Origin of the sequence: Parabacteroides vesiculifaciens (assembly GCF_049860805.1) — a bacterium.
Classification (GTDB): domain Bacteria; phylum Bacteroidota; class Bacteroidia; order Bacteroidales; family Tannerellaceae; genus Parabacteroides.
In genome coordinates, this window is sequence record NZ_CP187555.1 from 289896 (window position 1) to 306995 (window position 17100).

The 17100-nt window shown below is 43.9% G+C and carries 11 protein-coding genes; all 11 read left to right on the forward strand.

Going from position 1 to position 17100, the window contains the following annotated elements; genetic code table 11:
• The first annotated feature begins 31 nt into the window (after positions 1-31).
• The 11 genes from ACPYIV_RS01170 (at position 32) to pdxA (ending at position 16944) form a co-directional block, all read left to right on the forward strand.
• Positions 32-1618, forward strand: coding sequence for a PQQ-binding-like beta-propeller repeat protein (locus tag ACPYIV_RS01170; RefSeq protein ID WP_425885117.1), 1587 nt, complete (start codon positions 32-34; stop codon positions 1616-1618).
• Between the two features lie 116 nt (positions 1619-1734).
• Entirely contained in the window at positions 1735-5757 is a 4023-nt protein-coding gene (locus ACPYIV_RS01175; RefSeq protein ID WP_425885119.1) for a glycoside hydrolase family 2 TIM barrel-domain containing protein, read from the forward strand.
• Between the two features lie 36 nt (positions 5758-5793).
• On the forward strand, positions 5794-6612 hold the full coding sequence (locus ACPYIV_RS01180; RefSeq protein ID WP_374042302.1) for a type III pantothenate kinase: 819 nt from the start codon (positions 5794-5796) through the stop codon (positions 6610-6612).
• Positions 6599-7888, forward strand: coding sequence for a hypothetical protein (locus ACPYIV_RS01185; protein WP_300428241.1), 1290 nt, complete (start codon positions 6599-6601; stop codon positions 7886-7888). Before ACPYIV_RS01180 ends, ACPYIV_RS01185 begins: the two co-directional genes overlap by 14 nt.
• Positions 7889-7917: 29 nt before the next feature.
• A complete protein-coding gene (locus tag ACPYIV_RS01190) occupies positions 7918-9282 on the forward strand; it encodes a tetratricopeptide repeat protein (protein WP_293733700.1) in 1365 nt (454 codons plus the stop codon).
• Between the two features lie 2 nt (positions 9283-9284).
• Positions 9285-10019, forward strand: coding sequence for an LPS export ABC transporter periplasmic protein LptC (gene lptC, locus ACPYIV_RS01195; RefSeq protein WP_293733699.1), 735 nt, complete (start codon positions 9285-9287; stop codon positions 10017-10019).
• The gene (locus tag ACPYIV_RS01200; protein WP_293740178.1) at positions 10019-11275 is read left to right on the forward strand and encodes a hemolysin family protein; all 1257 of its coding nucleotides are present in this window, start codon (positions 10019-10021) and stop codon (positions 11273-11275) included. The genes lptC and ACPYIV_RS01200 overlap by 1 nt, the downstream gene beginning before the upstream one ends.
• Positions 11276-11372: 97 nt before the next feature.
• Positions 11373-13511, forward strand: coding sequence for a peptidylprolyl isomerase (locus tag ACPYIV_RS01205; protein ID WP_293733697.1), 2139 nt, complete (start codon positions 11373-11375; stop codon positions 13509-13511).
• A 111-nt stretch (positions 13512-13622) separates the two neighbouring features.
• Complete coding sequence (gene rlmN / locus ACPYIV_RS01210; protein WP_293733696.1) at positions 13623-14654, forward strand: 23S rRNA (adenine(2503)-C(2))-methyltransferase RlmN; 1032 nt, start codon at positions 13623-13625, stop codon at positions 14652-14654.
• A 59-nt stretch (positions 14655-14713) separates the two neighbouring features.
• Positions 14714-15745, forward strand: a complete 1032-nt coding sequence (locus ACPYIV_RS01215; RefSeq protein ID WP_425885123.1) for a DUF4837 family protein — start codon at positions 14714-14716, stop codon at positions 15743-15745.
• Between the two features lie 98 nt (positions 15746-15843).
• Complete coding sequence (pdxA, locus tag ACPYIV_RS01220; RefSeq protein ID WP_293733694.1) at positions 15844-16944, forward strand: 4-hydroxythreonine-4-phosphate dehydrogenase PdxA; 1101 nt, start codon at positions 15844-15846, stop codon at positions 16942-16944.
• Positions 16945-17100: the final 156 nt, after the last annotated feature.

The window sequence follows — 17100 nt, forward strand, 5'->3', positions numbered from 1 at the left end:
TGAATTGGTTACTAAAGAGAAAGAAATGGATATGAAATGTTTATGTTTGTTACTGCTGATGACGGTCTGGAATGTTGCCAAAGGAGATGCGCAAACCTTTTTGAAAGATACGATCGGAGTTCGAATGGATAGTGCCGCCATAATAGGAGAATGCATTGATTTCCCTTGTTGGATACAGTCTGTAAGTGCCGATTCTACTGGAACATTTTTGCTGGTACAGGGGCGTGACCTGAATAAGAAGGAGACTTCTGTGAAAAACTCCGGAGATATATGGATGATTTGCCTGCCTGAAAAAAAGGTCTTGTGGCAACGTCCGATCAATTATTTTGCACAGGAGGCTAAGCTCACCGATCAGGGCGTTTCTTTTACATCGAAAGATAAATACTTCTTGCTCGATTTGCGGACGGGCACGGAAATATGGGCCGGAAAGAAAATGGTCCCTTATTCGATGAATGTGGCGGAGAACCGGTTGTTGGCTTACAAAGGAAGTGTTATGAATGGGATTTCCAAACAGTTGCAGGGATATGATCTGCTTACCGGCAATATGTTGTGGAAACGGGAAATCAGCCATCGATACGGTTGGAACGAAAGTCTTATGTTGGACGATTCTACGAGGTTGATAGTTTCAGACGGACTTCATACCGTAAATTTGTCAGATGGTTCCGGCCAAAGTTTTCCGATGAAAACCGGTGTCGATGACTACCGGTCCGCTGCAGCAATAGGAGCTCTGGGACTTGTAGCCGGTGCTCTGACCGGTGTCGGCTTTTTTCCTTATGGCAATGATGTCGTGGTGGATCTTGTCTCTAATGTTTTACCGGACGATTCGCTTTTATATGTAGCCAATCAGGAGCAATTGCTTTGCCTGGACCGCCAACTGAATATGAAATGGGGATATCCGATACCGGAGAGTATAGGTTCCAATTCGACACTCTTTTTTTATGGAGATCGTTTGTACATGGTTAATCATGGGTTTGGATATCGTGATAATCTAAGAAATCATACCTATTCGTATGCAAAGAATAATTTACGGGCAAAGATCGGCAAACCTTTTATTGCCAGTTTTGGGAAAGAATCTGGGAGAAATATTGATTTCCATATTCTGTCTGAGAAGAAAGAGATGATCGAAGATTTCCGGATTGACAGAGGAAATGAATGTGCTGTTGTGTTGTTTGAAGACCGGATGATGGTAGCGCCGTTCGGTACCGATTCTGTTAAGGTATATCAATGGAATGTCGAAGAATACGGTAGGATAATAGGAATGTTGAAGCGCCCTTTCTATCTGAAAGATAAAATCGGTTCGGGTTTTAAAAAGTATAATGAGACATTGGGCGATCCTACCTATTATATATATACGGATAAAGGGAAAGTTTTTGATGTGGATTTGTCTTTGAATATTTTGAAGTCATTTCCTATTGCAGAAATCGGAATTTATGAGTCGTTAGAAAATGGTTCTGCGATAGTCGATTATGGAAAAAATGTTTTATTGCTGAATCCGGAAGGTGTCAAGAAGGCTGCATTGCATGTATCTTCCGATTGGTTTTCTGTCGGAGGAAAAATCTATGCTTTCGGTTCTGACCGGAAACGGATTGTAGAAGTGCTGGGCATCGAGGAATTATAGGTGTGTTTTGATTGTGTTTCTTTCATATTCTGTGTTAATTGCGTATATTTGTAAACGATTTGACACGTCTGATAATGAATACACAAATAAAATCTATTATTCCTAAAATGAACATCATGAAAAAAATCTCGTTAGCCTTAGCGCTTTGCTGTGCTTCTTTCTATAGCATGGCTGATCAATTGCCGCTTGGGGGATTTAGTTACGGACAGGTGGAAGCGCCGACCGGGAAAGAGTGGGAGTCTCCTGAGAACCTGGCTCTGAACAAGGAACAACCGCATGCCTATATTTTCCCTTTCCAGGATGTGGAAAGTGCTCGTAAGGTGTTGCCGGAAAACAGTAAATTCTGGCAGTCTCTGAATGGAGACTGGAAGTTCAATTGGGCGCCCGATCCCGATTCACGCCCGAAAGATTTCTATAAGATGGAATTCGATGTGTCCGGCTGGGATGATATCCCGGTTCCCTCCAGTTGGAATATCTATGGTATCCAGAAAGACGGTAGCCAGAAATACGGAGTGCCTATCTATGTGAACCAGCCGGTAATCTTCCAGCATAAAGTGGCCGTTGACGATTGGCGCGGGGGCGTGATGCGTACGCCGCCGGCAAACTGGACGACTTACAAGCACAGGAATGAAGTCGGTTCTTTCCGTCGTGATTTCGAGGTACCGCAGGATTGGGACGGACGCGAAGTCTTTATCAGCTTCGATGGGGTCGATTCTTTTTTCTACCTGTGGATTAACGGCCGCTATGTGGGTTTCTCCAAGAACTCCCGCAATACGGCTAATTTCAATATTACCCCTTATCTCCGTAAAGGGACGAATGTGGTAGCTGCCGAAGTGTATCGCAGTTCCGACGGTTCTTTCCTGGAAGCACAGGATATGTTCCGTCTGCCGGGAATCTTCCGGACGGTCGCTCTCTATTCGGCTCCGAAAGTACACGTCCGCGACCTGGTCGTAACTCCGGATCTGGATGTTGCCTATGCAGATGGTTCGCTGGCAATCTCAGCCGATGTACGGAACCTGGATAAGAAAGCAGCTAAAGGATATAAGTTGGAATATACATTGTATGCCAACAAGCTGTATTCGGATGAAAATACGAAAGTCGATAATGTGGCAGCTTCGGCAACGGTCGATGTCGTAAACCCAGGAAAGACACAAACTTCGCAGGCTTTATTAAATGTAAAGGCTCCTAACAAATGGTCGGCAGAATTCCCGTATCGTTATACGTTGGTGGCGGAGTTGAAAAATGCCAAAGGTAAAACGGTGGAGACGGTTTCGACTATTGTCGGTTTCCGTAAAGTGGAAATCAAAGAAACACCGGCTGAAGATGATGAATTCGGGCTGGCCGGTCGTTACTATTATATAAATGGTAAGACCGTTAAGTTGAAAGGCGTCAACCGACACGAATCGAATCCGGCGGTCGGACATGCCATCACGCGCGATATGATGGAAAAAGAGGTGATGCTGATGAAACGCGCCAATATCAACCATGTGCGTAATTCGCATTATCCGGATGATCCTTACTGGTATTTCTTATGCAATAAATATGGCCTTTATCTGGAAGACGAAGCCAATATCGAGTCGCACGAATATTATTACGGCGCCGCATCCCTTTCGCATCCGGTGGAATGGAAAAAGGCGCATATCGCACGTGTGATGGAGATGGTTCATGCCAATATAAACAATCCGTCTATCGTGATTTGGTCGTTGGGCAATGAAGCGGGACCGGGTGAAAACTTCATGGCTGCTTATGATGCGTTGAAGCAGGTGGATAAATCCCGGCCGGTACAGTACGAACGTAATAACGATATCGTCGATATGGGATCGAACCAGTATCCGTCTATCGGTTGGACACGCGGTGCGGTGAAAGGTGATTACGATATCAAATATCCGTTCCATATTTCCGAATATGCCCATTCTATGGGGAACGCTTGTGGTAATCTGGTGGATTATTGGGAAGCGATAGAATCGACAAATTTCTTCTGTGGCGGTGCTATCTGGGATTGGGTGGACCAGTCGATGTATAACTATGATAAGAAGACCGGTAAGCGTTACCTGGCGTATGGCGGGGATTTCGGTGACACTCCGAATGACGGTCAGTTCGTGATGAATGGCATTGTGTTCGGCGATCTGGAGCCGAAACCGCAGTATTACGAAGTCAAGAAAGTATATCAGCATATTGATGTGAAGGCGGTCGACGCCCGGAAAGGTCTTTTTGAGATATTCAATAAATACTACTTTAAGGATCTTTCGGATTATGATATGAGATGGTCGCTTTATGAAAACGGAAAGGAAATTCAATCCGGTTTGGTTACTTCCGGGACGATTCCCGCCCGTTCTAAAGCCCGGGTGTCGATTCCTGTGCCTTTTGACAAGTTGAAGAATGATTCCGAATATTTTGTAAAGGTGCAGTTCCTTCTTAAGGATAATATGCCGTGGGCTGAGAAAGGATTTGTGATGGCGGAAGAACAAATGTTGTTGCAGGAAGCAACAACGCGTCCTTCCATCAGCGCCGTGACGGCTTCTGCCGGAAAAGTAAAGTTGGATAATTCGGACGCTTCGGTTAAAACGGTGAGCGGTGATAATTTCGTTGCCAAGTTCGATATGGGGAAGGGTACGATCTATAGCCTGACATATGGAGGCAAGACGATTATAGCCGATGGAAACGGTCCGAAGCTCGATGCTTTGCGTGCCTTTACCAATAACGACAACTGGTTCTATTCACAGTGGTTTGAACATGGTTTGCATAACCTGCAACATCGGGCAACCAACAGTACGATCCTGGAAAGAAAGGATGGTACGGTTGTCCTGGCTTTCACCGTCGAATCGCAGGCGCCGAACGGGGCGAAGATCAAAGGCGGAACCAGCACGGGAAAGAATAATATTGAGGAACTGACGGATAAGAAATTCGGAGAGAATGATTTCAAGTTTACGACGAATCAGATATGGACCGTTTATCCTGACGGCTCCATCGAATTGCAGTCGAGCATCACTTCTAACCGTCCGAGCCTGGTATTGCCTCGCCTGGGATATGTGATGAAAGTCCCGCAGCAATATGCCGGCTTTACTTATTACGGACGTGGTCCGGTCGACAACTACGCCGACCGTAAGAGCGGACAATTTATCGAGCAGCATAAGAACACGGTAGCAGGTGAGTTTGTGAATTTCCCGAAACCGCAGGATATGGGTAATCATGAAGATGTACGCTGGTGTGCATTGACCAATCCGGCCGGCGAGGGAGCGGTGTTTGTTGCTACCGACCGTTTGTCCGTATCGGCTCTTCAATACTCTGCATTGGATTTGATTCTGGCACCGCATCCGTACCAGCTACCGGATGCAGGAGATACTTATCTGCACTTAGATGCGGCAGTGACCGGATTGGGTGGTAATAGTTGTGGACAAGGCGGACCGTTGGAACAGGATCGTGTCTTTGCCGGACATCAAGACATGGGCTTTATCATCCGTCCTGCCGGAAAAGATTTAACGGCTACAGCAAATGTTGCGCCCGCCGGAGAAATGCCGTTAACAATCATGCGTAATCGTGCAGGAGCTGTTGAGCTTTCTTCAGCCCGCAAAGATGCTGTGATTTGCTATACGATCGACGGGAAAGGAAAAGCGAAGGAATATACGGAAGCCATACCGTTCCGTAACGGTGGTACGATGAAAGCCTGGTTTAAAGACAATCCTAAAATCAATGCAACGGCTTCATTCAGCAAAATCGAGAGCATCCAGACGGAAGTGGTTTATACAAGCAGCGAAGAGTCCGGTTACGGAGACGCCAAGAATCTGACGGATGGCGATCCGAATACGATTTGGCACACAATGTTTTCTGTGACCGTTGCCAAATATCCGCATTGGGTAGACCTGGATGCAGGCGAAGTAAAACTGATCAAAGGCTTTTCATTCCTTCCCCGGCAGGATGGGGCGAGTGGAAATATCAAAGACTATTCGATCAGTGTCAGCCAGGACGGGAAAAACTGGGGTGAACCGATCCTGAAAGGTATTTTTGAAAATAACCTGAAGGAAAAGAAAGTGCTGTTCGATCAACCGGTTAAAGCACGCTATATCCGCTTTACCGCATTGAGCGAGCAGCGCGGACAGGATTTCGCATCGGGTGCCGAGCTGGTGATTTTGGCTGATTAATTGAACTTTATATAGTATGATGAAACAGGAGAGGAAATCATTCCTTTCCTGTTTTTTATACTTTGTGCCTTCGATATGTCTGTTATCTCATCATTTTTGTTTTTCTTTGCGGAAAAATTCAGACACGTGAATCTCATTATAGAACAAGGAAACACATCATCGAAGGTGGCTGTATACAATAAGAGGCATATGGAAGCTTCTTTTGTGTTTAAGAAATTCGACGTGGAAGTTATCTCTGCTATCTTTAAGAAATATCCGTTGACGAAAGGGATATTCTCGACAGTGATAGATAAAGATGACGAATTGGTTGCATATCTGGAAAGCAATCTTCGGGATTTTGTGTTTTTGGACGATACGGTGCCTCTTCCGATTAGGGTGCAATATAAAACACCAGAAACGTTGGGCAGAGACCGGCTGGCGGCCGCTGTCGGGGCTAATTACCTGCAACCTGGTAAGGATTTGTTGGTGATCGACGCTGGAACAGCCATTACGTATGAATTGATCGATGCTTCCGGTTCTTATCTGGGGGGGAATATTTCGCCCGGTATGACGACCCGGTTCAAAGCCTTGAATCAGTTTACAAAAAAATTGCCTTTGGTGGTCGAACAAGAGGATATTCCTCTGGTCGGAACGGATACGGAAACAGCCATTCAGGCTGGAGTAGTAAATGGAATCGTGTGCGAGATGAATGGGTATATCGAAATGCTTCGGCTAAAATATCCTAACCTTTTGGTTTTTTTAACAGGCGGTCATTCGTTTTATTTTGAAAGACGGCTAAAAAACTCCATCTTTGCAGACATTAATTTAGTGTTGACAGGATTAAACAGAATCTTAGAGTATAATGTTGAAGATTAATAAGGTACTAATAACAAGCGTTCTTATATTCATACTGTTGCCTTTGATGGCGCAAAACAATACTAACTCGCCCTATACCCGTTTCGGGTATGGTGATTTGGGGGAACGTTCGTTCGGCGCAGGTCGAGCTATGGGTGGTGTAGGTTACGGATTACGTTCGCCAAAGCAAATAAATCCGATGAATCCGGCATCATACAGTTGCATGGACTCCCTGACATTTCTCTTTGATTTTGGTGTAGCCGGCCAGTTGTCGTGGTTCGATGACGGAAATGCCCGCCAGAACGACATCAACGGAAATCTGGAATATATCGCGATGCAGTTTCCGATTCATCGCCGGATAGCTTTGAGTATTGGTTTATTGCCTTATTCTTATGTCGGTTATAAATTTGGCGCTTTGCGTAACGACCAGGGAGTGACATTTACGGAGACTTATAACGGTTCAGGCGGTTTGAGCGATTTATATGGTGGTATTTCTGTGGATATTTGGAAAAAACGTCTGGCAGTCGGCGCTAATTTCGGTTTCCTGTTTGGAAATATCAAGCATGAGCAGGTTGTTATCATGAGCAGCGAAGGTACCGGGGCTTATAATACGAATCGCAGCCAGGAATTGAGGGTTCGCGATCTGAAGATGGATTTCGGTTTGCAATATACGCATCCGTTAAGCAAGACGGAGAGTGTTACATTAGGTCTTGTCTTTTCTCCGAAAAAGAGCTTGCATGCTAAGTCTTATCAATTGACTCAGTCTTATACTTCTTCCGGATCGGATGGGGAAGTGCTTCAGTCTGACACGATTAGTGGTAAAGCTTTTGATCTGCCTAACTCATACGGAGTAGGTCTTTCATATGTGAAACAAAATAAATTAACGTTAGCAGCCGATTTTTCCTATGAAGATTGGGGAAAAATGCCTTACTTTGGGGAAAAAGGTAATTTCAAAAATCGTTACCGGGTAGCAGTAGGTGGTGAATATATACCGGACTATATGCGTAAATCCTATTTCAGCCGGGTTCGTTACCGTGTAGGTGTGCATTATGGTAATTCATATTTGCGCATGAACCGGACAGATGCAAACCCTTCCGGAGACGGCTATGACGAGATCGGTGCAAGTCTCGGTTTGGGATTACCGTTGATTGATAACCGTTCGCTGATTAACATATCATTTGAGTATGTGAAAAAGAAACCGGAAGTGAAGATGAACATGATTGATGAACAGTATTTCCGTTTTACTGTTAATTATACGTTCAACGAAGCGTGGTTTATGAAGTTTAAGGTCGATTAACTAAATAGTTAACTTTAATAGAAATAAATATGAAGATCAAAGTATTATTGTTGGCTCTCGGATGCTCGATGGTGTCGTTCGGAGCTTATGCACAAAAAGGAGTGGATACTGGTACCCCGTTCGGATCTGGTGAAGATAGCGTACGTTGTATTACCAATATCAGCTTGTTTGTCCCTTACGCCAAAGCAGGGAATTTCAAGGATGCTTATGAATTCTGGCATCAGGCTTATACCGAATGCCCGGGAGCCCATAAGGATATCTATCTGTATGGTGTAAGAATCATGGACTGGAAAATCAATACCGAGAAAGATCCGGCAAAAAAAGCCGCTCTTATCGATGAGTTGATGAAAGTCTATGATACGCGTGTGAAATATTTCGGTAATGACCGGAAATATGGTAAAGACTGGATTATTGCCCGTAAGGCTGCCGATTATATCCGCTTAATGGGTGATAATGCTGATCCGAAAGTCTATTATGCTTGGTTAGGTGATGTTATCAATGAATTCGGTGAAAATACTGAAGCAATGGGTCTCTCATTGTATATGATGGGTTCTCACCGTCAGTTGTTGGCTGATCCGAACTTCAAATCAACTTATCTGGAAGATTATCTGAAATGTTCTAAGTTTATTGCAACTCAGTTGGCTGCTGCACAGGCTGCAAACAATGAGAAAGAAGTAAAGAACCTGACTACTTATAAATCTGCTATTGACGGCGGTTTTGCAGGTAGTGGTGCGGCTGACTGCGAAACATTGCAGAATATGTATGCAAGCAAGGTGGAAGCTGCCAAAGGTAATTTGGAAGCTTTAAAGGAAATCGTTTCGATGTTGAGACGTGTGCGTTGCCAGGAAATCGATGCATTCTATACGGCTGCTGCTTATGCTTATGAATTGGAACCGAGTGCAGATGCTGCTTTAGGTATTGCCAAACAGGCTGTAAAAGTAAAAGATTACGATAAGGCTATCAAGTATTTTGAAGAAGCTGCCAATATGGAAACGGATGCTGTTTCAAAAGCTGAAGATTATTATCTGATCGGTGTGCTGTTGTTCGAACAGAATAACCTGTCTAAAGCAAGACAGTATTGCCAGAAAGCCATTGAAACGAATCCGGATTACGGTGCACCGTATATTCTGATTGGTAATATGTATGCTAAATCTGCTAGATCTATTTATCCGAATGATGCTGTATTGGCAAAAGTTGTTTATTATGCAGCTATCGATAAATTTGAAAAAGCAAGACAGGTGGATCAGAATGTAGCAGAAGATGCTGGAAAATTGGCTAATTCTTATCGTGCTCACCTTCCTTCAACAGAAGAAGTTTTCATGCACCCGGATCTGGAAAAAGGAAAAACTTTCAGAATCGGAGGCTGGATTGGTGAGACTGTCACAATCAGATAATCATGGTTAAGAACCGTTTTCTTTGTAAAACGAATGGACAAGGCATAACAACTATCTTTGCGGTAGTTGTTATGCTTCTTTTATTTACCGCCTCTTGCAACGGTGATAAAAAGGAGGTGGTTGTGGTTGCTTTCGATCCGGAGACAACCTATACTTTAAGGACTACTGATTATACCACTCAGTTTTCCGATTCGGGAATAACCCGCTATCGTGCTACAGCCAAAGAATTCCTGAAGTTCGATAAAGCCAAAGAACCGTTTTCGTATTTTCCAGAAGGTATTTATGTGGAGAAATTCGACACGTTGTTTCGTACCGAAGCAAGTCTCAGGGCTGATACTGCCTATAACTATGAGAAGCAAGGCCTGTGGAAATGGGTCGGGAATGTGAAGGTGGAAAGCCTGGAAGGAAAAACGTTTGAAACGTCCCTTCTTTTCTTTAATCAGAAAGAAGAAAAAATCTATACGGATAAATACATTCGGATACAAGAAGAAGATAAGATCATAACAGGTATCGGATTCGAATCGAATCAGGATATGACTCAATATAAGATATTTAATTCCCAGGGCGTATTCCCTGTTAATGAATCGGCAGCGACCGATTCAACCCAAAATGTAGTTCCGGCAGATTCCCTTGCCGTTAACCCTGCTACGGCAACTACTCCGGAGGAGAAACCTGTACAAATGAGAAAAACGGCTCCGAAGGAATTGGTGCCGCGTGAGATGGATAAAAAGAAGTAATGGGTGCACTTACATACATATTAATATCATTGGCTTTATCTGCATTCTTTTCGGGGATGGAGATTGCCTTTATCTCTTCCAATAAGCTACGCTTTGAACTGGATAAGAAGGAAAAGAGCTTGACAAGTAAAATTTTGGATATATTTTACCGGAATCCGCATCAGTTTATTTCAACGATGCTGGTCGGAAATAATATAGCGCTGGTCGTCTACGGTTTGCAGATGGCTATTATTCTGGAACCGTTTATTGCACGTGTGGTGAATAATGAGGCGCTGATTGTCTTGATTCAGTCTATTATTTCAACTATCCTGATATTGTTTACCGGAGAGTTTATTCCGAAGACTGTTTTTAAGCTGAATCCGAATTTTTCACTTACTTTGTTTTCTGTGCCTTTGTTGATCATATACATTGTGTTGTATCCGATTTCTAAGTTCTCATCTTTGCTCTCTTTCATGATTTTGAAAATTGTAGGGGTAAAGAATGTGACCGGTTCGACACAACGGACGCTGGGCAAGGTGGATCTCGACTATTTTATCCAGCAGAGTATTGAAGATGCGCCTCAAAATTCGGATATGGACACGGAGGTGAAGATCTTTCAGAATGCACTCGATTTCTCGAATGTGCGTCTGCGTGATTGCATCGTTCCCCGTACCGAAATTGTGGCATGCGATAAGACGGCGACTCTCGAGGAATTGCGTTCCCGCTTCATCGAAACCGGTCTTTCCAAGATACTTGTTTACAATGAAAATATAGATGATATTATCGGGTATATCCATTCATCGGAGATGTTTAAAAATCCGGAGGATTGGACACAGAGTATCCGGAGTGTTTCGATCGTTCCCGAAACGATGGCTGCCAATAAGTTGATGAAAGTCCTGATGCAGGATAAGAAAAGCTTGGCTGTCGTGGTGGATGAATTCGGAGGAACTTCGGGGATCGTAACCCTGGAGGATCTGGTGGAAGAAATTTTCGGCGAAATTGAAGACGAGCACGATATCAAATCGTATGTAGCCAAAAAGGTGGGAGATGACGAATATCTGCTTTCCGGTCGAATGGAGATCGATACGTTGAACGAGAAGTTTGACCTCGAATTGCCGGAGTCGGACGATTATGTGACGATCGCAGGTTTTATTTTGCACTTTTATCAGAAATTCCCGAAATTGAATGAAACGGTTGTAATCGATAAATATTCTTTTAAAATCATAAAAGTGACAGCTACGAAAATCGAGTTAGTTCGTATGAAAGTAGTGAGTTAATTAAAAAAAGAGCATAAAAAGATGCGGCAATCTCTTTTTTTCGTATCTTCGTGCCCTTAAAATGTAGAATAATAAACTTTAAAATAGATAAAGATAAATGGCTACGCTGGAAAAAATCAGAAGCAAAGCAGGACTGCTGGTACTCGTTGTGGGAGTGGCATTGTTCGCTTTTATCATCGGTGACTTTTTGAACTCCGGTTCTACTTATTTCAGACAATCGCAGGAGAAGGTTGCGGAAGTAGACGGAGAAGTTATTAAAATTCAAGACTTTCAGGATCGTGTTGACGAAATGACTGAAATGTATAAAATGCAGACAGGTTCCACCAGTCTGCCCGAAGAATACCAGACTCAAATCCGTCAGTCTGTATTCGATGGTATGGTACAGGATGTTGTTTTGAACGAAGCAACTTCTCAATTGGGAATGGGAGTAGGTCCGGAAGAACTGTTTGATATGGTTCAGGGTGAAAACATTTCTCCGATGATCCAACAGATGCAGATGTTTGTAAATCCGCAGACAGGCGCATTCGACAAAACCGCATTATTAAACTTCTTAAAGACTATCGATGACGATAACATCGCCAACTATCCTGCCGATCAGCAGGCACAGTTGTTGCAGGCTCGCCAGTTCTGGATGTTCTGGGAAAAGAATATCAAACGTCAGCGTTTGGAGCAGAAATATACGACTTTGTTGAGCAAAGCGGTTTCTGCCAACAAGTTGGATGCAAAAGATGCTTTCGATGGGTCGGCTGTAAGTTCCGATATCGTGTATGCAATGCAGTCTTATGCCTCTATTCCTGATTCAACGATACAGGTAAGCAAGGGCGATATCGAAAAACTGTACAATCAGCGTAAAGATCTGTTCAAGCAGAAAGAAGGAAAAGTAATCAAATATATCGCAGTCGATATCCGTCCGAGCAAAGAAGACTACGACAAAGCAAGTGCTGAAATCGAATCTTTGAAGAGCGAACTGGCTTCTTCCGAAAAAGTAGCCGACCTGGTAACGGAAAATTCCGAAATACCTTATATGGACGCTTTCTTTACGGAAAATGCGCTGGATCCTGAAATGAAACAGTTTGTAAAGACAGCAAGTGTAGGTGACGTATACGGTCCTGTTTTCGAAAACGACAAATACAGAATGTTCAAGTTGGTCGACAAAACCGTCGCTCCTGACTCTGTAAAGGTTAGTCATATCATGTTGGCAAACACAGGTGATGAAGCCGCTATCAAAGCTAAAGCCGATAGCTTGCTGAACGTATTGAAGAAAGGTGGCGACTTTGCTGCCCTGGCAAAAGAATTTTCGGCTGATCAGGCCGCTGAAAAAGGTGGTGAACTGGGTTGGTTTACCGAAGCAACAGCTTTGAGAGGCGTTAACGATGATTTCAAAAATGCTGTTTTCTCAACTCCGGTTAATGATTATTCAATTGTAAAATCATTATATGGTACACATATCATCAAGGTTACTGATAAGACTGCAAATGTAGACAAATATAAGGTGGCTGATATCGATATGACCGTATCGCCGAGCACAAAGACGTATGGTAACATCTATAATGAATTGAATCAGTTCATTTCTAAGAACCAAAACATGGATAAGCTTGACGATGCCGCCAAAGAAGCCGGCTACAACCTGTTGTCTAATGTGACAGTTACTGCAAACGACCAGGTTCTTGGTTCTATCAAGAATTCCCGTCCGGTGATCCGTTGGGCGTTCCAGGGCAGCAAGGGCGATATTTCTGAAATCTTCGAATGCGACGACAAATTTGTAATCGCAGCTGTTCAGGGTACGTTGCCGGAAGGCTACCGTTCTTTGGAATCTGTTACTCCGATGTTGAAATCAGAGTTGATCGCTCAGAAGAAAGGTGAAAAGATTGCACAAGACTTGTCTGCCAAGAATTTGAGTTCCGTTGATGCTTATGCACAGGCAATGAATTCTTCTGTGGATTCAGTTAAGTTCGTTAGCTTTGCAACACGCCGTATCGCAGGTATCGGTGTTGAACCGAAACTTAACGCAATGGTTTCTCTGGCTCAGAAAGACCAGTTGAGCGCTCCGGTTGCCGGTAATAACGGTGTATACGTATTCAAAGTATACGAACAGAACAAGGATGCCAAGAATTATGACGAAGCTGCCGAAATCAAAGCATTAGACGCTTCTAACGCTTACCGTTTCGGCTTCCAGGCTATCCAGTCGTTGGTTAACAAAGCTGATGTGGAAGATAACCGTATCCGCTTCTATTAATAGTTGACTATTGCGGCAGGAGACTGCCGGCCTATTAATTATAGGAAACCGCCAATCGGCTACGATTGGCGGTTTTTTTATATCTTTGCATGAAAGAAACGAAGAAAGATCATGAGTGAGAAAAGACGTTTATTGGGTATGACTCTGGATGAACTGAAAGGAGTAGTCTCCGAAGTCGGACTTCCGGGTTATGCAGCCAAGCAGATGGCTGACTGGTTGTATAAAAAGAAAGTGACTTCGATTGCTGCCATGACAAACATCGCTACGGCAAAACGTACTTTATTGGAGGAAAATTTCGAAGTGGGAGCCATACCGCCTTCCGATTTGATGAAGTCGGTAGACGGTACGATTAAATATTTATATCCTGCCGGTCCCGGTAATTTTGTCGAATCTGTGTATATTCCGACGGAAGACAGAGCGACATTATGCGTATCTTCTCAGGTAGGGTGTAAAATGAATTGTCTTTTCTGTATGACCGGTAAGCAAGGTTTTACTAAAAATCTGTCGGCTAATGAGATTCTGAACCAGATACAATCCCTGCCGGAAACGGACGAACTGACCAATATCGTTTTTATGGGAATGGGGGAACCGCTGGACAATGTGGACGAACTGTTCAAGGTATTGGAAATCCTGACCGCCCCTTACGGATATGCCTGGAGCCCGAAACGGATCACGGTTTCGACTATCGGGGTCGCCAAAGGCTTAAAACGGTTTCTTGAAGAGAGCGAGTGCCATTTGGCTGTCAGTCTGCATTCGCCCTATCCGGACGAACGTCTTTCCCTGATGCCGGTTGAAAAGGCGTTTCCGGCACGTGACATTATCGAGACAATCAAGCAGTATGATTTTACGCATCAACGCCGTGTTTCATTTGAATACATTGTTTTTAAAAAATTGAACGATGATCTTCAACATGCGAAGGCTTTGATTTGTTTATTAGATAAAGTCCCTTGCAGAGTCAATCTGATCCGTTTTCATGCAATCCCCAATGTCCCCTTGGAAAGTTCGGATTTGGCAAGAATGGAGGCGTTCCGGGATACATTGAATGCAGCCGGTATTGTTTGTACGATCCGGGCATCACGGGGTGAAGATATATTTGCCGCATGCGGGATGCTTTCTACGGCGAAGAAACAACAAAAAGAATAGAAATGGTGTCTTTTGAGGGAAAAGAAACTATATTTGTATAACAAAAAAATTAAACGGGTATGAAAACACATTCTTTATTGATTAGCTTTTTTATGCTTCTTGCCATTATGGGAGCATGTAGTTCGGGCCCGATAATGAGAAATGCTACCGGTTTTGCTTATGAAATTGTAGTGACAATGGATAAAGCCGACTGGGATGCCCCTGCCGGAAAGGCTATCAAAGCCGAACTGACTTCCGATATTCCGGGACTGCCGCAAGCAGAGCCTGCTTTTAAGATCACATATGTGACTCCGGATCAGTTTAACGGTCTGTTGACGTATGTGCGCAATATTTTGATTGTTAAAATTGACAAGTCTCAGTATACGAAAGTTTCGCTGAAATATGAAAACAATCGCTGGGCAAAAGGCCAGGTTGTGATGACGCTGACGGCGCCTGACGATGAAGCCATTCTGGAATACGTAAAGGCTCATCCGCGGAACATTGTGGATTTTTTTACCAAGTGTGAAAGAAACCGTACAATCGGGCAGTTGGAGAAAGAATTCAGTCCGGTGGTTATGGATCACGTAAAGGATCGCTTCAACGTCATGTTGAATGCTCCGGGGAATATGTCTTATTTCCGTGACACGACCGACTTTTTCTGGGCTTCCAATAATGCCAATACAGGCCGTACGGATATTGTCGTATACGATTTCCCGTATAAGGATGCCGATACGTTCACGGCCGAATATCTGATTGCAAAACGTGATTCGGTCATGAAGCAGAATATGCCGGGCACATTCCCGGGATCCTATATGGCCACGGATACAGCTTGGGTGACTTATACCCCGACAACGGTAAATGGTAAATATTGCGGTGTACTGCGTGGTTTGTGGCACATAAAAGGCGATATGATGGGCGGTCCGTTCGTCAGCCATGCACGTCTGGATGAAAAGAACAACCGGGTGGTAGTCGTTGAAGGCTTCGTATTCGCTCCCGAAACAGATAAACGCAATTTTATCCGCCGTATCGAATCCGCCTTGTATACCTTGCGCCTGCCAGGTGAATTTGAAGAAACAGCGATAGAGAAGCTGGATGTTCCTGAAGAGAAGTAACAAACATAAATGAAAAGATTTGTGATTTATAATTTTTGATTTATTTCCTCAATGCCATGAATCATAAATTATAAATCACAAATCATAAATCGAAATATATGGAAGAACGATTGATTAAGGTGGGCATTACCCACGGAGATATAAACGGTATCGGTTACGAGGTGATACTGAAAACATTGTCGGATACTCGCATTGCCGAACTTTGCACGCCGGTCATTTACGGCTCGTCAAAGATCGCCGCCTATCACCGGAAAGCATTGGAGCTGCCTGCCGTGAATTTGAGTATCATTGCACAGGCCGAAGATGCCGGAATAAACCGGGTGAACATCATTAACTGTGTGGATGACGAGACTAAAGTTGAGTTATGCCAATCTACAACTGCTGCCGGCGAGGCCGCTTATCTGGCTCTGGAGGCTGCTGTAACCGACTTGAAACGCGGTGTAGTGGATGTCTTGGTAACAGCTCCGATCAACAAACATAATATACAGAATGAGCAATTCCATTTTCCCGGCCACACGGAATACCTGGAACAATGTTTTGGCGGTTTGGGAAAAAAGGCGTTGATGATTCTGATGAATGACAATCTCCGCGTTGCGTTGGTGACAGGACATATTCCATTGGCACAGGTCGCATCGAAGATTACCGTTGAAGATATTGTGTCGAAATTGCGTATCTTTAATCAGTCGCTTAAACAGGATTTCGGAATCGTACGCCCCCGTATAGCTGTCCTCTCGTTGAATCCGCATGCCGGAGACGCCGGATTGTTGGGTAAGGAAGAGGAAGAAATCATAATTCCGGCTATCCAGGAAGCCGAGAAGAGAGGCGTGATGTCTTTCGGACCGTATGCAGCCGACGGTTTCTTCGGCTCGCAGATGTACGATAAGTTCGACGGTGTATTGGCTATGTACCATGATCAGGGATTGGCTCCATTCAAAACGCTGGCCATGGATGATGGCGTTAATTATACGGCGGGTTTGTCGATCGTACGTACTTCTCCGGCTCATGGAACAGCTTATGATATAGCCGGCCAGAATGTGGCTTCTGAAGAGTCTTTCCGTCAGGCCTTATATGCTGCCTTGGATATTTACCGGAATCGTACCCGTTACCGGGAGGCGACAGCCAGTCCTTTGCGTAAGCAATATTTCGATAAGGGAGGTGATAATGAGAAGCTCGACTTGACGAAAGAGGAAGATGAATAACCGGGAACTTGGAAATATTTTAACCTGAATAATCCAGGTCAAATATAAAATAGCCATTGTTTATTTTGTTTGCAAAGCAAGTAATGGCTATTTTTGTCTGTTAAGGGGCCTATTATGAAATAATTGTTGGTCGAACTGATTTATTACCTGAAAAAT

Bases quoted from the DNA above. Each gene is read 5' to 3' on its own strand.
- ACPYIV_RS01205 (WP_293733697.1), top strand. From the start codon at position 11,373: ATGGCTACGCTGGAAAAAATCAGAAGCAAAGCAGGACTGCTGGTACTC.
- ACPYIV_RS01170 (WP_425885117.1), top strand. From the start codon at position 32: ATGAAATGTTTATGTTTGTTACTGCTGATGACGGTCTGGAATGTTGCC.
- lptC (WP_293733699.1), top strand. From the start codon at position 9,285: ATGGTTAAGAACCGTTTTCTTTGTAAAACGAATGGACAAGGCATAACA.
- ACPYIV_RS01175 (WP_425885119.1), top strand. From the start codon at position 1,735: ATGAAAAAAATCTCGTTAGCCTTAGCGCTTTGCTGTGCTTCTTTCTAT.
- rlmN (WP_293733696.1), top strand. From the start codon at position 13,623: ATGAGTGAGAAAAGACGTTTATTGGGTATGACTCTGGATGAACTGAAA.
- ACPYIV_RS01200 (WP_293740178.1), top strand. From the start codon at position 10,019: ATGGGTGCACTTACATACATATTAATATCATTGGCTTTATCTGCATTC.
- pdxA (WP_293733694.1), top strand. From the start codon at position 15,844: ATGGAAGAACGATTGATTAAGGTGGGCATTACCCACGGAGATATAAAC.
- ACPYIV_RS01185 (WP_300428241.1), top strand. From the start codon at position 6,599: ATGTTGAAGATTAATAAGGTACTAATAACAAGCGTTCTTATATTCATA.
- ACPYIV_RS01190 (WP_293733700.1), top strand. From the start codon at position 7,918: ATGAAGATCAAAGTATTATTGTTGGCTCTCGGATGCTCGATGGTGTCG.
- ACPYIV_RS01215 (WP_425885123.1), top strand. From the start codon at position 14,714: ATGAAAACACATTCTTTATTGATTAGCTTTTTTATGCTTCTTGCCATT.